Below are 19,172 nucleotides of genomic sequence, written 5' to 3' on the forward strand. Positions count from 1 at the left end.
GCGCAAGCCATGAGAAAGGGGGGGGCCGGGCTGAGGTGCTGAGAAAACGACGGATAGAAAAAGAGCCTACGGAGCAGTTGGGATACTCGCGCTCCAAGGCAAAAACGATTGTTTCAGAGGTGGATAACGGTAAGTGAATTTAACCAGCTATCTAGAGAACGTATTACCACCTAGCCCCGAGCGTGAAGAGATCCTGACATTGGTTAGACTGGGACTCTCATTCCAGCAACAGCAAAGAATTGGGAAGAGGCCCGGTTTTCTCAAAGACTATCTTCAGGAGTTGCTTCCTAAAATAGAAGGCTGCATAACCTTCGACCGGCTCCTGCAGGAACTGGAACTGGAATCGGCCCGCCGGGACATATATGGCGAGGAAGAAAGCCCGATAGAGAAGGTCGACAGGGTCTGGGAAATCATTATCTACCATCACCCGCGTACAGGGCGCCAGCAACTCACATTCAAGAGCCTTAGGAACAAGCTCTCCTGGTGCAAGGCAAATCTCCGGTAATCCCCCCTCACAGATAACGGTGCAGCTTCCGCACCGTTTTATCTCCCTAAAGTTTTTTCAATATTCTTTTTCCCTGATACCGCTAAACCGGGAATCCCGTTTTATATCATATCCATATACTCAGTTCATGATTAATACGTTGACATCATTTAAGGAATTTAGCATATGGATAACGAAGAAATAAAGAATATGCTTCTGAATCAAGGCAGGGCATTTACCGAGTTTAAAAAAGCAAACGATGAGCGTCTTAAAACCCTGGAAACAAATTTACACGCGTTTGCAAAGCAGGCGCGGAAGCGGGGAGTAGGCGCGTCCAAACGAGTACCGATCAATAACCATTAAGGAATAAGCAATGAACCCGCACGACAACTGGATGATGAATTTCTACACAAACAGGATCATGAACGACAAGAGCGGCAGGCCGATCTCCGACGCGCACTTATTGATGGCAAGGGGAAAGCTAATCCTTGCTCTTGAACAGGAAGGTAGGCAAAGAAGAAGTGAAAGGTCGGCCCTTAAACAGGGAAGCAGACGAAAAACAAACGAAAGGAAGCTCGCCCTTGCCCTTAAATCGGGGAGCGGGAGCAGCCAAAGAACAAGAAATGAAAGAAGGCTCGCCCTTGCCCTTGCTTCATGAGTATCAAGGCCAAAAAACATTCTAACCATAAGGAAACATCGAAATGAAGAATCAAGCTTTTGCCCTACCTAAGCTTTCCGACAACAAGGAATACGCTGCTGCAACCAACAAATTAGCTGATTTACGGCTTCAACTGGCTGAGGCGGAAGGAAAGAGAGATGCAATTCTGAGCGAGATTCATAAAGGACGTCCGCAGCGTAACCCCATCCAGGAAGCGGCAGAGAAGATGCTGGAAGGTGGGTCAAGTCCTGAAATTACCAATGAAGAGAAACTGCGGGAGAGTTACCAAGAGCTGATCACGCGTATTTCAGTCATCAAGGCTGCTATTCGACTACAGGAACAGAAAGTCATGGATAAGTTGTCTGCGGTATCTGTTGAAGTCATGGAGCGGTTCCAGCCAGCACACCGTGAAAACGCCCGTAAGGTTGTGTCAAAGCTCAAGGAACTGGATGAGGCGTTAACCGCTGAAGCAGAGTTACGGGAAGGATTGTACTACGCAGGTTTCGCTACAGGCCGACTTACCTACATGGGCATCCGGGAATTAGGAGATCTGAGGGACCCCAATTCACGTGTTTATCGCTACCTCATGGAGGCGTTCCAGGAAGGTTTTATTGACCAGAGCGAGCTCCCCGAGAATTTTCCGAAAATGACTCAGGAACCGAAGAATCTCGCAAGCGAGGCGCTGAAGTCCAGGCTTAACACCTTGATAGAGGCCGCATAAGGGATGCGTATCAATCCGCGAGTCGCGCAGCTCAAAAGAAACCCGGATGGCCGGCAGCAACCCTACCTTTTGTTGCGCGGCTGGCAAAAGAACCCTCAGCCAAAAGCTGGGGGTTTTTTTATGGATAACGATGAGAGAGAAAATGACAAATAAAGATGACGAGCAAATGAAGTTTGCGTTTAACAACATGATCGATGCGGCTTCACAGGTTGCTGACATCATGTTTCTTGCGCTCTTCAAAGAGGATCCAAAGAAGGCTGAGGAAATCGCCGTAGCGATCAACTCGAATCGGCCGAGATACATGCTGCAGGTTCGCGCCGGCGGTATTGATCTAGTTGCCTTGGACGAACAAAACAGGATATTTGGAGAGCCGTTATTCTCGTATGTAAAAGAAGAGGAAAAGCCGGTATGTATAAATTAATAGGGGTTAAAAATGTCAGGTAGAGGGATAACTGTCGATTTCAATGCGAATGTCGCGCGCTTTACCAGCGCGATCGATAAAGCGACGAATGATCTGGGTAAGTTCCAGACAAATACCGATCGCATTAGCAAGAATATCAATAACGCTCTAAGCAATATCGGCGTAGGCCTCTCTGCTGCTGGCGTTGTCGCTTTCGGCAAGTCTGTTATCGATGGTTTAGACAAACTAAATGACCTGAGCAAAACAACCGGATTAGCGGTTAATCAACTAGCTGGCCTCGGCGTCGCCGCGGAAAAATCCGGCGCCGATCTGGATAGCGTTGCGGCTGCCGTATCAAAACTGTCCGTCAACATGGGCAAGGATGCGGAGAAGTTCCGCGCACTCGGCATAACTGCTAAGGATCCGCTCGAAGCGTTCAAGCAGTTAGCGGATGTTACGAACGCTATACAAGACCCATTCCAGCGCGCTGCTGTGCTGTCTACTGCGCTTGGTAAGTCATGGCAGGATGTTACGCCCTTGCTTGCTGAAGGTGGGGCGGCTATCGGCCGCATGGTATCAGAAGGGGATAAGGCTTCCGGCGTCACAAAGGAGATGGCAGAACAGGCCGACAAGTTTAATGATGAACTTAAGAACCTGCAGGCTAATATCGGCGGCGTGGCAATCGGTTTAACAGGCAAGTTGGTACCGGCCCTGAACGACGCAATCAAGAATATGAAGAACCTCTTCGCGCCAGAAGAGGATATGAAAATCACGGTGCGCTTGAATTATCTGCGCGACTCGATGGATTCGATTCTCAGCAGAAGACAGATGATAGGCAAGCTCGGGTTTGATTCATCGGGCCTATGGGCGGCTGATCTTCAAAAGCTGAACGCTGAAGCCCTATCCCTTCAACAGACCCTTGCCAAGTTACAGAATACCGGGCCTGCCAAGATAGCGCTACCAATCACCCCCAGCAAGTCATCAATATTCGCATTCCTGGGGAGCGACACATCAAGCAAACGGACGAACGACTCGGCCAAGAAAGCGGCTGATGATCGCTTGAAGATTGCTCAGCATGAAATGGATGTCGAGCTGGAAGCATTCAATAGATTCCACAAAGACCGCGAGAAGGCGGCTAGGGACTCACAGCAATCCCTTAACGATCTGATGAAATCGGGGCAGGATTTAAAACTATCCGTTGACCCAATGGCGCGGATGAATGCCGAGGTTGCCAAGTACAGCGAGCTCCTAAAGGCTGGCGCTATCGAGCAGAAAACGTTTGATCTTGCCGTGGCAAAAAGCGCGGCAGACATGGAGCGCGCAACGAAGGTAAGTTTTGATGGCCTGAAATCCAACGCTGACGCATCTTCCGAAAGGCTTAATGCTGTGCTGATCGGTTTCCAAACGAACGTCCAACGGAACATGGGCGACACGGTATTCAGAACGTTGAGCGGAGACTTTGACAGTATCGGAAACGCGTGGAAAACAATGCTGCTGAGAATGGCTTCCGATGCGATTGCTGCGGACCTAGCGAATACTATCTTCGGCGCTGGCGGCAAAAAAGGCGGCTTTTTGAAAATGGGGTTGTCGATACTAGGCGACGTGATGGGCCTCTTTGGTGGAGGTGGCAAAGGGATAGGTAGCGCGCTCAAGGTAACAAGCGGCGGCCTGTTCGGCGTTGCTGCCAATGGCGCTTACTTCGACGGTAAGGGCATGGCGAATTTCTCCAAGTTCGCAAACGGCGGCATTGTAAACAGTCCCACCATGTTCAAGTTTGAGTCTGGCGGAGCGCTTCAGAATGGTCTGATGGGTGAGGCTGGCCCTGAGGCAATCATGCCTTTAAAGCGTGATTCGAGAGGCAGGCTCGGCGTATCGGGTGGAGGTGGCGGAGGTTTGGTAATCCACGATAACCGAACCATCAATATCGATAGCAGATCAGACAGAGCGGCGATAAATCAAGATGTGCAAAAGCTGATTAAGCACGGCAATGCTGAGCTCGTCGACAAGCTCTCGAGGCAAGGCTTGATCTAATGGGAGGGGGGAGTCAAAAGTCTAGTGAAAAGCACTGGAAACCGCGCTCTCTCCTTTCCTTTCATAAATCATTACAATTTGGGCTAATTTTATGGCTAAGAAATCGTCTGCTAGTCTTTCCGTTGTTCCTCCAAGTGTCGCTACAGTCCTGGCGCCGTCAAAATCCCTTACTGCCAGACAGAAAGAACTCTGGAAGGAAATAACGCTATCAAAGCCCGCAAGCTGGTTCGACCACTCGAATGCTCCGCTGCTTTCCGGTTACGTCAAAGCAATCGCCTCTCATGAAACCCTGGCGTCACGTTCCGATGCGATCGAGGCAACACTGGCCGATGGAGACGGCGATTTGAAGACGCTCAACCGGATCCACGCCATGATCGAGCGTCAGGCGCGCCTTATTCAGACCTTTGCCACGAAACTGAGACTTACTCAGCAATCACGCTATACAGCGGCTACCGCTGCTGTAATTGCTGGCAAAGCATCGGGAGCTAGGCCATGGGATGAAGGCAAGTGACACGGGCTTTACCAGAAGCCGTTAGGCGAGCGCAAGTTCGTGCACCGCGAGTTCTCGCACCATTGACTCGCATCGTCGCCGAGCGATTTCCAGATCTCCCGAAACCTCTTTTGGCTCTCCTTTCGGGAAGGGTTGCCAAATTCTTCTTCCGTTAATTTCTCCCGAAAGCTTTCCACGAAAAAATAAGCTTCGGTCGCCTTTGACGCACAACAAGTGTGTGTCGTTTACTTCGTCCAGGAGCCATTCGAACTTCATTGTCGAACCCTTTCCCAAAACGTTAAAGATGAGCGCTACCGCAGATTATATTGAATGACCTTGTGTTGCTCAAGGGTATTTGCCCAAACTTTTTTGCCGGGTCGCTTTGCCGGTATACCTATATACCCGTACCTATACTTGGCTCAACCAGAAGCCCTGCAGTCGATTTAAATTGATGAATGGCTACGTCGGTATAGCTGGACACTAAAAACCCGGCGAAGCCGGTTTTATAAAGACGCGTTGGAACGCTTTAATTGTGCATCGCTAAATATTTCTGGAATTTCTCCCGAGCAGGGTCAAATTGTTTAGCAAACCAAAGCAACTCCTCATTCATTCCGTTTGTGACGTCTTCAATACTTCGGTTTCCGGGCGTTTGATTTGAGTCGTTGTACGCGCGCAAAAGGCTGTTCCAGTAATGCAACCTGACTCCATGTTTATGTATCTCATCAATATACTCGGGTATTTCAGGACCAAACAAAAAATCAGCCTGGGAAGCAGAGGTCCAAAAAATGGAGAGGTCCGAAGGGCTTACGTTTGACTCTTTGAGAACCAACTGCAGCGTATTCTTTACCACTTCGTAGATTCTTACTCTTCTATCGTACAGGTCCAGTTTCAATTTCAATTTGTTTGTTTTCCATTGCTGCCAACTAATGTACGTAGCAGCAATGCCTACTATCAACGTCGAAACAAGACCCAGAAGGCTGCTACCGCTGCTCATATTCTGCGGGCTCTAATAAATGCTGGTCATTGGTAGCTGGATCCGGTCGGTTCACCCTGCGCGTTACGCGCCACCATTGGAACTGGCTAGAAGGGACGGAGCGGCTCTGGGCGATATGCGCGGCTTCCTCTACTGGAGTATCCAAGTCCATCCAGCGTAGTGCGTCTTGTGGTTCTAATACAACTGGCCGGCGGTCGTGGATGTCGACCATGCCGCCTTCTGCATCCTCGGTTACGATCACAAATCCGACCTCGACCTCTTGCTGAGCGTACGGCTGGAAATTCGTCAGGCCGGCCATAAAGATCGGCTCATTTGTTTTACGGGAAATGTACCAAGGCTGTTTCTTGCCGTCCTCGACCGTCCATTCAAACCAGCCCCCACCAGGCACAATCATTCGGCCTTGCCTGAACATATGCCGGAAGTAACGCCCGGTCAGCGCCTTCTCTACGCGCGCATTGATCCAGGGTTTACGCTTCGCCGCGGCTTCGTTCGGAGTTCTGTAGCCCCATGAAACGTAATCCGACGCGAGCTTTCCGTTCAGCATGTGTAGCAACAGGGCCGTCCGGCCCGGGCTCAGGTTGAATTGCGGTGCGGTGTCGCCGCCTATCCATTCCCTTGGCAATAGATCTGGATCGAGGAATTTGGCGTAATACCGCCTTGTCTCAGATTGTGCAATGCGTCCACACATTATTAATGCTCAGTCTTCTCGTCCAGTCCCTGAATAACACTTCCCAACACGCCGACAAGCGTTTCCATGCCCCGCACGACAAGCTCATCCTGCTGATCATTAAGTTTGTCCCAATCGGCAGCTACCAGCCCGTCGTCTAGCGGCAATTCTCCATACTTAATTTGATAGTGAGCCAGATTTATCGCCAGTATCCTTGAGCATTCCGCCAACTCTTCCTTGTCGGCGAACTGGACTAGCTTATCGACTAGCGCCATATACTGCTCAAGCTTGGTCAGGTCAGGCATAGAGGAGCAATTGAATGGCTATGTGCCGTGTCGACTTCCTCCATTCCCAAGGTGGCGTAGGAGAAGGATCGCTCCATAGGCCCCGTTTTTCTACCTTGGCATCATGCTGCAGGACATAGAGAGCGTGGTCCTTGGCGTACTTCCGGTAGACCCAGGCCATGCCTCGGTTCACCTGTTCGGCGTTCGCGTCAATCCCTTCGCAGCTCACCCGGGCGACCGTGCGCCCGTATCGATCCTTGACTTGGGGTTTTATCTGAGCCTGCTTCCCAAAGCACAATTCTGAGAGCGATTGCTTTGACTTGCTGCCGAAGGGTTGTCGAGCTTCGGGCGCGTCGATTTCAGCAAGCCGGATCTTTACTTGCTGCTTATTTTCATTCAGGACGGTCAGCGTGTCGCCGTCACTGATACCGATGACCGTTGCGAGGAAGATAGCGGGTAACATTAACTTTGCATCATTACTTTTTCAAGGCAATGACCTGATCAACTCGACTTTCCTCATCATATCGCACTTCATAGGCCATTTCATCGCCGCTAAATGTTCCTTTCGCCTCGCAGGGGTATTGCTGCAATGGGTAATCTGTCGGAATACCCCGGGGGCCTTCATTTCCCTCAGGCCTAATAGCGGAATCCGTGCTTGCCCCTTTCTTGCTATAAATTCCACCGAAAAAAGGTAAAAAAAGACCTTTCGCCTAGCTCATCCGTTCCTAGGCTGATTGTTTTCCACCTCGGCAATATGAAGGTAGCCACCACCTTATTTAAATCGATCCTAGGGCGTTTAAATCAGTCTCTTGTACTCACGAATGGTGCGCAACAAACGGGATGTATAAAAATGGTGGTTGTTGCGTGCTGTTTTCTGCGCTGCTTGATAAGTGATAGCCTCTGTCGACGCGGGTTCCAGCTCTTAAATTATTCATTTTGGAAGTGCTTGTTGCGTTGTTGCTTTCCTAGTAAACGCAACATGCAACAGCCTCGCTTTCGAGGGCGAATCAAGCCCCCTTTTTGGCATCCGAAAAGCCGCCGACATTTACCTAAAATTGATTACTTTTATGAAAGGAAGGGTGGGGAGACGGGTTCCGGGATTTTATCTGAAAGAATAATGGCCCCTCCTGCTATTAGTTGATGTTTCAATGTTTCTGGAACATCATGGGGCTCAACCACAACAAAAGGTCGCCATGTCAACACATCAATGCATTGCTATGCCCATGAAGCTTATGCAGCATGACAGAGCCGCATATGACGGGGCATTCGACTATCAATGTGATGCCGCTTCAAATGCAGAAGCGTTGATGATCTTCTCAGCTAGATACTTGAAAGAGAACCCTCATCGAGTATCGATTGCAAAGGATTGCTGTTTCAGCATTAAGGCGCTCTAAGCCTTTCGCCAGTGATGCTGGATCGCTCGGGAAACCATTCACATCGCATCCGCTTCTCATCCGTGGCTTGGTCGTGATCCCTCTGGCCCGGTTCGATTCCTGCTGGGTTTTTTCCTTGTGACATGGATTACATAACCCGACCGTATTACTCGGGTCGTCTGTTCCGCCTTCAAACAACGGGACAACATGGTCCCTTTCCGTGGCAAGCCTGGTTATCCCTTTCTTCTGGCAGCGAACGCATAGAGGGTTACATTTGAACAGCTCAGCCCTTGCCTGTCGGAGGGCTCGACCTCTTAGCCTGGTTTCACTTGAGCCAGGTCTGTTTGACCATGATTTACGTTGCAGCAGTTTCTAAAAATCTTTCCTCAAGTTCCTGAAACCACACTTATTTTAACCTAAGGACGAGCTTGTTGCGGTGAACCTCTGCTCCGGTAGCTATCTATTATTCCAATTCATACCGATACCCGCCGGTATTTTTTCGCCTAGTTCGCAGATCCTTGCTACTCAGAGACGGCAGCTGGAACGACAGCAGGGACTTGCTCACCCGTTTTGAAGTGGTGCTGGGCAAGCTGGGAATGAGCCCTGCAGCGCATCAACGCTATAGGTTTTTCCTGTCCATTGGTACATGGCGAAAAGACTTACATTAGTTCTTTAGTGCCAATATGAGTTAATAAAATATCCAAGGAATCAAAGTGTTGAATTATGGCTCGGTTTTTGCTTATCACAGTACATCAGTCTATATCCCGTAGTGCCGTTCTTGCACCTGTACTCTATCTTGCTCTGTCTGCACATAAATAGGGTGTTTTCCCGTCATCTTAGGGGAAACCGTAATGGTGAATAAGGAATATCGATTAGGAATGTATTTGATGAAAATGTCGCAATGCTTATCAGTAATGTCACTGGCGCTATTAGGAACCTTTTACAGCGTCCCGCCTGCATTGGCGACGCCATTTCTGGGTTCAGCGGAAAGTTACGCTGTACTGGGTGCGTCGACGGTGACTAATACCGGCTCGACCACAGTCTGGGGAGACCTTGGTGTTTATTCAGGCACCTCGATCACCGGCTTGGGGAGCATCTCGCATACAGGAACGATACACCAAACTGATGCGGTCGCGCAGCAAGCTCAGGTTGATGCCCTGTCTACATATAATATTCTTGCGGCTCAGGCGGTTACCGCCGACCTAACTGGTCAGGATCTGGGAGGGCTCACGCTCACTCCCGGCGTCTATTTCTTTTTGTCGTCCGCTCAATTGACGGGAACGCTTACTCTTAACGCCCAAAACGATCCCAATGCACTCTTCGTTTTCCAGATAGGGAGCACGCTCACGACCGCAAGCAACTCCGTTGTCGACGTGCTCAATGGCGATACAAATAGCGGCGTATTTTGGCAGGTCGGGAGCTCGGCGACGCTGGGTACCAGCACGTTGTTCGCAGGAAATATTCTCGCGGATCAGAGTATCACCCTGAACACCACGGCAAACATCTTGTGCGGCAGGGCCATCGCGCTAAATGGGGCGGTGACAATGGATACAAACAGCATCTCCAACAATTGCATGGGCGCCGGCGATATTGAGAGCGGGCGCAGCGACTACGGCAGCGTCGGCTTCAGCGGTTTGGGAAACAGCGACGGTGGTAGTCAGACCGTTCCCGAGCCAGCCACGCTTGCATTGCTCGGACTAGGATTCTTGGGGCTTGGGTTTATTCGCCGTCGGCACGGGGAAAATATATAGCCGAATAAAGCTATCAACCAAATTGATAGGAAACGCGGCCGAGCTACAAAACAATATTGCAAGTATTAGGGGTATGCTTTCTCTCTTGATGTGGGGGGCGAGGTAGTCAAACAATTGAAAGTAGTTTTACGATGCCTAGAGAAGAAATTAACTCGCTTTTGAACTCGCTTAATTGCGGAAAATAGCCCTGCGCCCAAACCCGCTCCGGCGGGTTTTTTGTTGGTAGCTTGCAGGCCGCTCTCTACCTGAATCTGCAATGCGCTAAATAGCCGCCTAAACCCGTTTCATTTCGTCTCAAGGAATTTCATAATTGTTGCTATTGTGGTATCGCAAGCGGATGAGCCCGCTCTGCACCTCCGTACCTTGACACTTATACCCGGCCTCCCCGGGTATTTTTTTGCCTGCCTTCTGAAGCAACTTTCAAAAAACAAGCTATATTGAAATCGCAGGGTGGTGAGCAGTTTAAATCATCTTTCTTCCCAGTTCGATGACTGACACTTCCCTGCATCTCTCCATTATCCAATTTATACCCGGCTAGCCATGGGCCGGGTATTTTTTGTTACAGCGGCCCACAAGCCTAGAAGATTTCTCGTCGAAACTCTACCAGAAGCCCTACAGTGGATTTAAGTGGAGGGGTGGCTACCTTCGTATTGCCGAGGTGGGGAATAATTCCTTCCTTGCCGTCCTAGCTCGCTCCGCGGAAGCGGCTGAGGCAGTCAGAAAAAGCTTTGTGTTCCTTAGATAAGTTAACCAGAGCTGCAGCCGAACTTTCATGAAGTTCGACGCGACCATTGTCAAAGACATCTGCGCTAAGCAGAACTGATGACTGAGTTAATACTTCCACACGATAGCGTTCAGTACGACGCTGCTGCCTAACTGCAACATTCGCCAGCATTATGCTACTTGCGTCGAACCCATCCATTAAGCAATCCGTGAAAAGTTGGGTGCTGGAGGTTGGTATTTCACCGTGTTGAGTGAGCTTGAAAGCTCCACTATCAGAGCGAGTGGGGGCTGAGACGCACGCCCCCAGTAGGCTAGCGAGAAGCGTGATATACAGAAGCCTTAACATGGTCGAGCCTGCAAAGTCTGAGAAGAGTTCAAACTTTTGTCTTTATACTCCTAATGGATGAGCATGGCCATGAGTTAATAAGGTCCATGCCGAGTGATGTACCACCTAGGTGTACCACCGCAAAATCATTGAGTACTAGAATGGCGTGGGTAAACAGTTTCAGCCGGATAGTACGGGTATAGGTGCAGAATCTTGAGTGACATTTCACTCAGAACCATGCGTCCTCGGGTTCCAGCACGACCCTCTACTGAACATCTAGGGGCTCGGAGACGATTCCTCAATGGACGATGGGGAGGCGTGCTCCTCGGATTCCGGAGCCCCCTTTCCTCTCCGCCCAATCCGTTTACTATGCCGCTGCAAATTGCTATTTAACTGGGAAATGATGTCTGACGCCACATTAATTATCTGGCTTGAGCCGAAGCCCGTGCGTGTCATTTCCTTATAGAAGGATTTGGCCACGATTTTTGCTATTTGATCGGGGTTATGCAAAACGCTTGTCAATGGGCTGCCGATGTTTTGTTGCGCCTCCTGTATGAGCGCCATCTGTGCGAAACGGGAATTCAGAATACTCTGAAGTTGCAATGTCTGAATCGATTTACCAATAAACATGGCGACGACATCCAGCAAATTCAGGTCACCCGGCCTGAATGATTTTCCGTTTTCGCAATCCGTCACGTTGACCACGCCCACAATCCCGGCATCGATTCTTATTGGTGAGCACAACAGGCTCTTAGGTGAATCGTTGGCGCGGCGTGCCCCGCCGGCGAACCGCGATTCGTGTATGTTCTCGATAAAAAGGGATTTTCCCGTGGCAACTACATGCCCGGCAATACCCTCTCCCTTACGCACCGATTCCTTGTATGCAGCTGCTGCCAGCGGGCCATAACTGCCACAAACTCTCATGCGCGGATTTTCAGGGTCGCCTTCATTCAAAAGCATGATCGAACAATGTTGAGCTTGCAGGATTTTAGCCGTCTTTTCCGCGAGCTGTAAAAGACTGTCGTCGAGACTGTCCGCTACCAGAAAACCGGATATATCCTGAAGCCTGATGAGCTGATTTTCGACACCGTCGGTAACGTCCATTTCTTACCTCATCGGGCTCTGTTGCAAAAAAAGACAAACTAGAACTGTGGTCCTTGATCTGATTTATTATGCCGTGTAGATACCCAATTGCCTTTCAATGGATTTCCCATCGGTACCCCGGTGTGTGCTGATGGCAGGGAGTTCGGTCAGGTAGCCGCGGAAATCCGGGCCTAATTCGAGAAGGTAAAGCGCATTACCGTACGAAAGGGGTCCCCGTCGACGAAAAATAGATATTTAGTACAGCCCTCTGAGCCGGAGTCTCGATGGCAGGCCCAGTTGTTCATGGATAATTAACGGCCAAACTCGACACAGCTGGAGAATTTATTCGCGCGGGATATGAACGATCAAAGATGATTAGAACGTATGCTCGCCGATCCGTCGCTGAGCAATGCGGATGCTAGTGGGGTAAATAGCAACGTCAGCGTCCGGAAAGGAGTCCGGTAAGGCTCGGTTTGCCGAACCTGGCAGAGCACCCGCTCGCTGGCGCATCAATAATAATGCTCATATTTTACTACTGGGGAGACTTGTTCAGGGGTCCCTAGGATCAGTTGTGACAGGAGGCTGGTCAGCCTACGCCATCGTCACCTTTGCGGCTAGCGCCTGGAGCTTCGCATCAAGTTCCCTGGCGGCCGCGAGCACTGGTTCATTTGTCTCGACGGCCATTAGCGATGAGGGCCTTACATATGTCAGGCTGCTTTGATCCTGGTCCTCTTCAATCACGATGAGTTCCACCGGCGCGAAAAGACCCGCCGTCAAATCATGCCGCAACATAGTGATGGCTAGCACTGGGTTTCCGATTATGAAGCGCACTACCTTCTTTTGAATGCCGACTTCCTTTATCCAGGCACCATGATTCATCACGGCGAATAGGATAAAGCCACTGGGGCCCGCATGAGACTCCACTTCCGCCTTGTACGACTCCCAGCTTTCAAACTTTGCAGGAAGGTCGTCGATCATCAGTGGTTTTTCTCCGACGTCGGCCAGCAATGCCCGCACGACTTCGTCAAAACATTTCTTGCTGTCGAATCTGATGCGGGCGCCCTGGAAGGGGATTTCTTGCGGGCTGTCAGTTGTCATCGTCGTTCTCCCGCGGTTACGGCGCAATGATCATCGCCTTCCTCGGCAACAGCAATACGGTGAGCGTTGCGCTCTTCGATATGAGCAACGGGCGTGCGATCAATCAACAGGCTGAGGAGTTCCGGGCGACTATAGTGGCCGCGCGAATCCATTTTTCCCTTGCGCTTATCGATCAAGGAGAAATCAAGATCGGCGATCACCACGCCTTCACCGGAGCGCAGGGGCTCACCCATCAATTCGCCTTGCGGGGAGACAATCGCCGTAAAGCAGCCACTAGAGATCGGGCCGATGGGGCACCCCGTGTCCTGCATAATTTGAGCCTGTTGATCGGCATTCAACCAAGCGGTGGCGTTGACAACGAAGCAGCCGGACTCAAGTGCGTGTTGGCGGATGTTCACCTGGGTCTGTTCGGAGAAGATGTCGCCCCCGAACGATCCGGGATACATCGCGGAATGAATTTGCTCGCTATCAGCCATCAATGCGTAGCGGGCGAGCGGGTTGTAATGTTCCCAGCAAGCCAGTTGACCGATGCGACCGACTGCGCTGTCGACAACCCGCAGTCCGGAACCATCGCCCTGCCCCCAGATCATGCGTTCATGGTAGGTCGGGGAAATCTTGCGGCGGCGCTGAATCAAGGATCCGTCAGCATTGAACAGCAACTGTGCGTTATAGAGGGTGCCACCATCGCGCTCATTTACGCCAATGGATACCACCATCCCGGCTTGCCTACAAGCTTCACCGATGGCGCGAGTAGCGGTCGAGGGTACGGTCACTGCTTGGTCGAGTAATCGGAGGTATTCCGTCTCCATCTCGAATGGCCGCTGTAAAAAGGAGAAATAGGGGTAGTACGGTACCACCGCCTCTGGGAAGGTGGCGAACTGGACGCTTTGGCGGCCAAGCTCGATAATCTTCTGTACGACTTTGCCCACCGTGCCTTCGCGGCTGTAAAGCACAGGGCTGATTTGTACCGCAGCGCCTTTTATGATGTTCATCGCAGAACCTTTTACGGTCAATTATGGAAAGCTGAGGGTGCCGTGCGTGGAGTCGACCAGGCCGTCTGTTCTCGGGAGCATCCGGCCAAGTTAAAACTCTCTCAACGCAGCCCGATCCAGCCCCGCAAGCCTTGAGAATCGTGTGCATTCTGTCGGACGTACTACACGAAGAACTTCTGACGCCCCGTATGAAATTTTTTCTGACCACAGGTCGTCCGCTCTAACCCATCGGTGCAACTCAAAGCGGGCCTTTACTTTTCTAGTACTAGAGATGGAGCACCTTTTTCCTTAATTAGGAAAACAAGGAATTTTGCTGGCTTTGTTCTACTTGCGTTCCGGGAAACGGTGTGAATATCGTTGGGATCTTCATAATAGCTCTGGCCTGGCACCAGCGTGATTTCTTTTCCGCCTTTCACCTGCGTCACGATGGAACCTTCCAGTACGTAAAGAAACACCTGGGCATTGTGGCGGTGGACAGGGCTCGAATAGCCCGGCGGAAAGTCCACGGTGTACATCTCAACTTCCTTGCCGGAAACTCCTGCCAGATCCTTCGATATGAGCGGCGTGACAGTCTCCTGCGCCATCACGGGACGGGTTATGATCAGAGCGCCGGTTATGAGGAATGCCAGCAACAACATTGGCTTTGCAGACATATGCATTGCTCCTTCTAAGCGTATAGTGGTTTAGAATTGTGTGTGAGAAGACAAATCAATGGAGCTGGTCCTACTCGTTTGAACAGGGGCCCACGTTTGTAGGTGGAATATTCGCTGATTCTCGGGCTGCCAGTTCAACCGCCCGGCAGCACCCGGCATAGGTCTCATCAGATGTTTCCCTGCCTAAGCTCGAATGAGGGCCTAGATCCGGCTGTACCAATCCAAGTATTGCATGATTGATGCTCTAGCTTCAGCGGCTGAGTCACAGGCACGCAAATACACCTGCTCTTACTTCACCGACTTCCACAGGCGCTCGACGAACACTTTGTTCCTCCATACCCCTGCCATGCGGAGCTTGCCCCCCTGTTCCTGAAGGCCTGCACAACCTCATGCGCGTGAACTGGCTGCCCTGATCGCTATTCACAACCTCCGGTTTCCTGCCAGGCAGGTTAAATAGTTGCATGTTTATATACAAGGCCCAATTTGACTGTAGTACAGAAAGAATGTTTTGCTAAATAAGGATTACGGTGGCTGGAATTAGAGCCAGCAAGGCCAAGGGTTTACGCACACGCTGTCATGGATAGTCGTAGCGGTGGTCGTCTGAAGCCGTGTGGGCGTCAGTGCGTCGGCGTAAGAACAGGCTCGTCGCTGTTCTTTAACAGAAAGACCAGAAACTTTGCGGGCTTGGTGAGGCTGGCGTTGCGACCGATGGTGTGCACATCGTTCGGGCCTTCGTAGAAGGTCTGGCCGGCTGTCAGCGTCACCGGCTCTCCGCCCTGCACGCTCATCACAATCGAACCCTCCAGCACGTAGATGAAACCATGCGCATTGTGGCGATGCACGGGGTCGACGGCGCCAGGCGGATATGCGACGGTGAGCATCAGGGTTTCCTTGCCCGGATAATCGCCCAGCGCCTTGGTCATCAACGGCGTCACGCGCGCCGATATTGGCGCCTGCTCTGCGCCAGCAGTACCGGCTGCCAACAACAGCAGCACGGCGAGAGTTCTGAAAATAGTCATGGCTTGTTCCTCGTTGCTGGCCTGAGCGGCCGATGGGCCGTGGGTGAGTTCGGCGCGACGACATACCCTCCCGCAGTCGCGCCGATGCATGATCAGCACAGACGGGATTTGTCCAAGCCCAATTCCTTGTCGTACGTGCCGGGACCGCCTGGAAGCCCACATTGACGCGATTCCAGGCGTTGATCGACATCACCAGGAAGGTCAGGTCGGACAATTCCTTCTCGGACAGCTGTGTCCGAACATGCTCGTAGACGTCATCCGGTATGCCGTGGGCGGGGAGCTGGGTCAGGATTTCAGTCCATGCCAACGCGGCGCGCTCGCGCGGAACGAACAGTGTGGACTCGCGCCAGATCGCGATATGGTGCAGACGGAGCGGTCGTTCACCATGGGTCGTGGCTTCCTTGACGTGCATGTCCAAGCAGAACGCGCAGCCGTTGATTTGCGATGCCCTGATATTCACCAGATCATGAATCGACTCCTCGATCGCGGAGTGCCTTAGGGCCGTGCTGAACTCGACGAATTTATTGAACAGCTCGGGTGATTGCTTCTGATACTCGATGCGCTGGGTCATGATGAATCCTCGATGGTGGACAAAGCCCTATCAAGGTGACTGGGTGTCGTCAGTCACCCGGGCCGGGACGGACGCGCCGCGGGACGCAGTCAAGATGTGAGTCGCTGCTGGCGACTGGCTGCATGAAGGCGGATGACAGACAAACCACGTCGATCTCCATGCTTTCTCTCCTATAGGTTTAAACAAATATTTCTATAGTTCCAATTCTCTTTGAAGGACTACTACAGCCACTTCCCAGCCACTTCCTGATCTATCTATAGCACAAAACTCCAGATTTTCTTTCTGGTGGCATTCCAAAGCTGGGTGTCAAGGCTTCGACATCGTGAGGCGCTTAGACGGGCGAGTGCAGACGTCTGCAATTTCAGTCGTTGCCGTTACGGGACGTTCGCGTCGTGACTTTATAAGGTATCCGGATGAGGGATAACGCCTTTATTAAATCTGTCGTGGCAGAGTTCGAAGTCGCTCGATAAACATTAGTAGCGATAGATTCAATACCAGAATGCAGAAGATGAGGAATCGTGAACTCGCCGACGCGCAGAAAGAGTTGCTGGCGCATTCCTTTGGCCATGCCCAGGCATACACAAGTGTCGTGTTGCTCGCTGGATATGCTGGGTTTTTCGCGATCTGAGCATTCTTAAAAAAACGACCTATGTAAAGTGCAAGTATTCAGCTCCGGGTTGTTAATCGCACTGTCGCTAAGGACTGATATCGTCTGGGAAGTCGATCAATCGTTCCATCGCTCTCCCTCCTTGCTGGGGGCTTGCCAGGGCAATAGAGCACCCCGCGAACCTGGAAGAATTATTGGTAGAACACAGTAGACTGGAACGTGAGCGTGTCATTTTGCTAGGGTGAGTCTGGATTGTCGTCTTTGGTTTTACTATTCTTACTGGGGTTCTCAGCTGCAGGAATACTCATCTGGGCGTTTACAGCGACCCTCTGCATGTTTTATATGGCATAGCCAGCGATCAAGGCAATTGGATGTGTACCCAAGTGTGTACCCATAGAGAATAATTGATGTGGAAACGCCAGCGTTCATGCGCTTTGTAGCCCTATAGTTCGGATTCAGATGCAAGCTTGAGTAGCCCTCGGTTGAATTCAAAGCGAAGGGTCGAAACAGGGTTTTAGGAGATGGTGTTGGCCTAGTGGACTTGCTACAGCATGATAAAGCTTGAAGAGGCGTATCCTCGTCCCCATCTGCTTGTTAATTACATCCAGATAAGGAACACTCATGACCGATTCCCTTCACCTTGTCTGCCCGCACTGCCACGCGGTTAACCGCGTGCCCGCCAGCAGACTCGACCAGCGCCCGAACTGCGGCCACTGTCATCAGCCGTTATTCACCGGCCACCCAGTGGAATTGACCGCAAGCAATTTTACGAAATACCTTGATCGCCACGATATACCCGTCCTGGTCGATTTCTGGGCTCCGTGGTGCGGACCGTGCAAAATGATGGCTCCAGCCTATGTGCGAGCCGCGGCCATGCTGGAGCCGCGCGTTCGCTTGGCCAAAGTGAACACAGAAAACGAGCAAGCGCTGGGGGCGCAATATAACGTTCGCAGTATCCCGACCCTGATCCTGTTTAAAGGCGGGCAAGAAATAGCGCGACAGGCAGGAGCAATGACCGCTCAGGATATTGTCCATTGGGTAAACTCTCATTAGTTGAGGTTCGTCGAGTGCGCCCGAAGCTGTTACACTTCAGTCCTCCCAGCCTGCGTGCGCCCTAACCGGCCTAAGCCCGAAAGAGAAAGACGTAAGCCGGCGCTGTGCGGGGATTTTGGGCGAATTTCATTATGACCGCGACGCCGGGTAGTTTATATATCATCAGCGCCCCATCAGGGGCGGGAAAAACCAGTCTGGTTCGAGCACTGCTTCAAAGCGCGGTGGATCTCAGCCTGTCGGTTTCATACACCACGCGGCCGCCACGCCCCGAAGAAGTCGACGGACGTGATTACCACTTTGTCAGTCGTGAAGCTTTCGAGCAGAGGCTGAAGCAGGGGGAGTTCCTGGAAAGCGCTCAGGTTTACGGAAACTTATACGGCACCTCGAAAACATGGATCAATGACGCCTTAAGCGTGGGACGTGACATCCTGTTGGAAATTGACAGCCAGGGCGCCCGGCAAGTACGGCGGGTTTTTCCAGCATCAGTGGCGATCTTTGTCCTGCCGCCATCGCTCGAGGTATTGGAAGAGCGTTTGAGAAACCGGGCTCAGGATAGCCCTGAAGTGATCAGTCAGCGCCTGGCTTCGGCTCGTGACGAGATCAGTCATGTGGGAGAGTACGATTATGTTATTCTCAATGACATGCTCGACCATGCGTTGCATGATTTGAAATGCATCGTGCAGGCCGAACGCCTGAGTGTGGTGAAGCAGCTGGCCCGGCATCATTCCCTTCTTACCCAGCTAGGCTGATCACCGGGTTTATGATGTGAGAGCCCGGGAATACATCAGGTCATCTTGTTGCTCGGTACATATGTACCGATAAAGGTTGCCGTTATTCACATACGCATTCTATACTTCCATTTTCTATAAGTAGGGGCAAGACCATGGCTCGTATTACCGTTGACGATTGTTTAAAAAGAATTCCCAACCGTTTTGACATGACGCTGGTGGCAACCATTCGAGCGCGGCAGCTTTCGATTGGAGGAACACCAATGGTGGAGCCTGCGCGCGACAAGCCTACGGTTATAGCGTTGCGTGAGGTTGCCCAGGGAAGAATCGGGGTGGAAATCCTTTCAACAGGACCGCTTTGATCCAGGTCGGGCAAGCTTTGATGTCTGCTTGATTAGCTGTACATGATCAGCAGTATTGGTTTATCTCGACTCATGAGGACAACTGCGTTCTAGGAACTATACCCG

Annotated in this window: 21 protein-coding genes and 1 pseudogene; 11 read left to right on the forward strand and 11 right to left on the reverse strand. The window is 51.4% G+C overall.

Translation table 11 applies throughout. The annotated features are described in order from the left end of the window. The first annotated feature begins 133 nt into the window (after nucleotides 1-133). The 7 genes from C8R31_RS12985 (at nucleotide 134) to C8R31_RS13010 (ending at nucleotide 4,805) form a co-directional block, all read left to right on the forward strand. Nucleotides 134-505: a hypothetical protein gene (locus C8R31_RS12985; RefSeq protein WP_107694495.1), complete on the forward strand. Its 372-nt coding sequence runs from the start codon at nucleotides 134-136 to the stop codon at nucleotides 503-505. 165 nt (nucleotides 506-670) lie between these two features. Beyond that, nucleotides 671-847 (forward strand): hypothetical protein, encoded by a 177-nt coding sequence (locus C8R31_RS16095; RefSeq protein WP_181320608.1) that lies wholly within the window; start codon nucleotides 671-673, stop codon nucleotides 845-847. 10 nt (nucleotides 848-857) lie between these two features. Continuing rightward, nucleotides 858-1,142 carry a hypothetical protein gene (locus C8R31_RS12990; protein ID WP_107694496.1) on the forward strand — a complete coding sequence of 95 codons (285 nt, stop codon included), beginning with the start codon at nucleotides 858-860 and terminating at the stop codon, nucleotides 1,140-1,142. Between the two features lie 43 nt (nucleotides 1,143-1,185). Next, the gene (locus C8R31_RS12995; protein WP_107694497.1) at nucleotides 1,186-1,863 is read left to right on the forward strand and encodes a hypothetical protein; all 678 of its coding nucleotides are present in this window, start codon (nucleotides 1,186-1,188) and stop codon (nucleotides 1,861-1,863) included. Between the two features lie 46 nt (nucleotides 1,864-1,909). Next, complete coding sequence (locus tag C8R31_RS13000) at nucleotides 1,910-2,284, forward strand: hypothetical protein (protein ID WP_181320597.1); 375 nt, start codon at nucleotides 1,910-1,912, stop codon at nucleotides 2,282-2,284. 12 nt (nucleotides 2,285-2,296) lie between these two features. After that, nucleotides 2,297-4,294, forward strand: a complete 1,998-nt coding sequence (locus C8R31_RS13005) for a phage tail tape measure protein (protein WP_107694499.1) — start codon at nucleotides 2,297-2,299, stop codon at nucleotides 4,292-4,294. 91 nt (nucleotides 4,295-4,385) lie between these two features. Further along, a complete protein-coding gene (locus C8R31_RS13010; protein WP_107694500.1) occupies nucleotides 4,386-4,805 on the forward strand; it encodes a hypothetical protein in 420 nt (139 codons plus the stop codon). Nucleotides 4,806-5,310: 505 nt separating this feature from the next. Here C8R31_RS13010 and C8R31_RS13020 read toward each other — a convergent pair. The 5 genes from C8R31_RS13020 to C8R31_RS16810 form a co-directional block, all read right to left on the reverse strand. Then, a complete protein-coding gene (locus C8R31_RS13020) occupies nucleotides 5,311-5,778 on the reverse strand; it encodes a hypothetical protein (protein ID WP_107694502.1) in 468 nt (155 codons plus the stop codon). Then, on the reverse strand, nucleotides 5,765-6,466 hold the full coding sequence (locus tag C8R31_RS13025; RefSeq protein WP_107694503.1) for an SOS response-associated peptidase: 702 nt from the start codon (nucleotides 6,464-6,466) through the stop codon (nucleotides 5,765-5,767). The genes C8R31_RS13020 and C8R31_RS13025 overlap by 14 nt, the downstream gene beginning before the upstream one ends. Nucleotides 6,467-6,468: 2 nt before the next feature. Next, nucleotides 6,469-6,750, reverse strand: coding sequence for a hypothetical protein (locus C8R31_RS13030; RefSeq protein WP_107694504.1), 282 nt, complete (start codon nucleotides 6,748-6,750; stop codon nucleotides 6,469-6,471). Continuing rightward, a complete protein-coding gene (locus tag C8R31_RS13035) occupies nucleotides 6,743-7,192 on the reverse strand; it encodes a thermonuclease family protein (RefSeq protein ID WP_107694505.1) in 450 nt (149 codons plus the stop codon). Before C8R31_RS13035 ends, C8R31_RS13030 begins: the two co-directional genes overlap by 8 nt. A gap of 853 nt (nucleotides 7,193-8,045) precedes the next feature. After that, nucleotides 8,046-8,471 (reverse strand): HNH endonuclease signature motif containing protein, encoded by a 426-nt coding sequence (locus C8R31_RS16810; protein WP_107694506.1) that lies wholly within the window; start codon nucleotides 8,469-8,471, stop codon nucleotides 8,046-8,048. Nucleotides 8,472-8,989: 518 nt separating this feature from the next. Here C8R31_RS16810 and C8R31_RS13045 point away from each other — a divergent pair. After that, nucleotides 8,990-9,853, forward strand: coding sequence for an ice-binding family protein (locus C8R31_RS13045; RefSeq protein ID WP_107694555.1), 864 nt, complete (start codon nucleotides 8,990-8,992; stop codon nucleotides 9,851-9,853). Between the two features lie 1,324 nt (nucleotides 9,854-11,177). Here the strand turns inward: C8R31_RS13045 and C8R31_RS13050 are convergent. From C8R31_RS13050 to C8R31_RS16815, 6 genes and pseudogenes are all read right to left on the reverse strand, one after another. After that, nucleotides 11,178-12,005 carry a GAF domain-containing protein gene (locus tag C8R31_RS13050; protein ID WP_107694507.1) on the reverse strand — a complete coding sequence of 276 codons (828 nt, stop codon included), beginning with the start codon at nucleotides 12,003-12,005 and terminating at the stop codon, nucleotides 11,178-11,180. Nucleotides 12,006-12,575: 570 nt separating this feature from the next. After that, nucleotides 12,576-13,082 (reverse strand): DUF302 domain-containing protein, encoded by a 507-nt coding sequence (locus C8R31_RS13055; protein ID WP_107694508.1) that lies wholly within the window; start codon nucleotides 13,080-13,082, stop codon nucleotides 12,576-12,578. After that, nucleotides 13,079-14,074: a nitrilase-related carbon-nitrogen hydrolase gene (locus C8R31_RS13060; RefSeq protein ID WP_107694509.1), complete on the reverse strand. Its 996-nt coding sequence runs from the start codon at nucleotides 14,072-14,074 to the stop codon at nucleotides 13,079-13,081. Before C8R31_RS13060 ends, C8R31_RS13055 begins: the two co-directional genes overlap by 4 nt. 251 nt (nucleotides 14,075-14,325) lie before the next feature. After that, on the reverse strand, nucleotides 14,326-14,727 hold the full coding sequence (locus C8R31_RS13065) for a cupin domain-containing protein (protein ID WP_219907529.1): 402 nt from the start codon (nucleotides 14,725-14,727) through the stop codon (nucleotides 14,326-14,328). Between the two features lie 617 nt (nucleotides 14,728-15,344). Continuing rightward, nucleotides 15,345-15,746, reverse strand: a complete 402-nt coding sequence (locus C8R31_RS13070; RefSeq protein WP_107694556.1) for a cupin domain-containing protein — start codon at nucleotides 15,744-15,746, stop codon at nucleotides 15,345-15,347. Between the two features lie 352 nt (nucleotides 15,747-16,098). Next, nucleotides 16,099-16,317, reverse strand: a pseudogene (locus tag C8R31_RS16815) (carboxymuconolactone decarboxylase family protein); the annotation flags it as partial. A gap of 1,228 nt (nucleotides 16,318-17,545) precedes the next feature. Between C8R31_RS16815 and trxC the strand changes: the two are divergent. The 3 genes from trxC (at nucleotide 17,546) to rpoZ (ending at nucleotide 19,067) form a co-directional block, all read left to right on the forward strand. Next, complete coding sequence (trxC, locus tag C8R31_RS13080) at nucleotides 17,546-17,977, forward strand: thioredoxin TrxC (protein WP_107694511.1); 432 nt, start codon at nucleotides 17,546-17,548, stop codon at nucleotides 17,975-17,977. Nucleotides 17,978-18,108: 131 nt separating this feature from the next. Further along, the gene (gene gmk, locus C8R31_RS13085) at nucleotides 18,109-18,726 is read left to right on the forward strand and encodes a guanylate kinase (RefSeq protein WP_107694512.1); all 618 of its coding nucleotides are present in this window, start codon (nucleotides 18,109-18,111) and stop codon (nucleotides 18,724-18,726) included. A 134-nt stretch (nucleotides 18,727-18,860) separates the two neighbouring features. Next, nucleotides 18,861-19,067, forward strand: a complete 207-nt coding sequence (gene rpoZ / locus C8R31_RS13090) for a DNA-directed RNA polymerase subunit omega (protein WP_107694513.1) — start codon at nucleotides 18,861-18,863, stop codon at nucleotides 19,065-19,067. Nucleotides 19,068-19,172: the final 105 nt, after the last annotated feature.

This window comes from Nitrosospira sp. Nsp2, from assembly GCF_003050965.1.
Lineage (GTDB): Bacteria > Pseudomonadota > Gammaproteobacteria > Burkholderiales > Nitrosomonadaceae > Nitrosospira.

Coding starts and splice junctions, on each gene's coding strand:
- C8R31_RS16095 (WP_181320608.1), top strand. CDS start 671: ATGGATAACGAAGAAATAAAGAATATGCTTCTGAATCAAGGCAGGGCA.
- C8R31_RS12990 (WP_107694496.1), top strand. CDS start 858: ATGAACCCGCACGACAACTGGATGATGAATTTCTACACAAACAGGATC.
- C8R31_RS12995 (WP_107694497.1), top strand. CDS start 1,186: ATGAAGAATCAAGCTTTTGCCCTACCTAAGCTTTCCGACAACAAGGAA.
- C8R31_RS13000 (WP_181320597.1), top strand. CDS start 1,910: ATGGCCGGCAGCAACCCTACCTTTTGTTGCGCGGCTGGCAAAAGAACC.
- C8R31_RS13005 (WP_107694499.1), top strand. CDS start 2,297: ATGTCAGGTAGAGGGATAACTGTCGATTTCAATGCGAATGTCGCGCGC.
- C8R31_RS13010 (WP_107694500.1), top strand. CDS start 4,386: ATGGCTAAGAAATCGTCTGCTAGTCTTTCCGTTGTTCCTCCAAGTGTC.
- C8R31_RS13020 (WP_107694502.1), bottom strand. CDS start 5,778: ATGAGCAGCGGTAGCAGCCTTCTGGGTCTTGTTTCGACGTTGATAGTA.
- C8R31_RS13025 (WP_107694503.1), bottom strand. CDS start 6,466: ATGTGTGGACGCATTGCACAATCTGAGACAAGGCGGTATTACGCCAAA.
- C8R31_RS13030 (WP_107694504.1), bottom strand. CDS start 6,750: ATGCCTGACCTGACCAAGCTTGAGCAGTATATGGCGCTAGTCGATAAG.
- C8R31_RS13035 (WP_107694505.1), bottom strand. CDS start 7,192: ATGTTACCCGCTATCTTCCTCGCAACGGTCATCGGTATCAGTGACGGC.
- C8R31_RS13045 (WP_107694555.1), top strand. CDS start 8,990: ATGAAAATGTCGCAATGCTTATCAGTAATGTCACTGGCGCTATTAGGA.
- C8R31_RS13050 (WP_107694507.1), bottom strand. CDS start 12,005: ATGGACGTTACCGACGGTGTCGAAAATCAGCTCATCAGGCTTCAGGAT.
- C8R31_RS13055 (WP_107694508.1), bottom strand. CDS start 13,082: ATGACAACTGACAGCCCGCAAGAAATCCCCTTCCAGGGCGCCCGCATC.
- C8R31_RS13060 (WP_107694509.1), bottom strand. CDS start 14,074: ATGAACATCATAAAAGGCGCTGCGGTACAAATCAGCCCTGTGCTTTAC.
- C8R31_RS13065 (WP_219907529.1), bottom strand. CDS start 14,727: ATGTCTGCAAAGCCAATGTTGTTGCTGGCATTCCTCATAACCGGCGCT.
- C8R31_RS13070 (WP_107694556.1), bottom strand. CDS start 15,746: ATGACTATTTTCAGAACTCTCGCCGTGCTGCTGTTGTTGGCAGCCGGT.
- trxC (WP_107694511.1), top strand. CDS start 17,546: ATGACCGATTCCCTTCACCTTGTCTGCCCGCACTGCCACGCGGTTAAC.
- gmk (WP_107694512.1), top strand. CDS start 18,109: ATGACCGCGACGCCGGGTAGTTTATATATCATCAGCGCCCCATCAGGG.
- rpoZ (WP_107694513.1), top strand. CDS start 18,861: ATGGCTCGTATTACCGTTGACGATTGTTTAAAAAGAATTCCCAACCGT.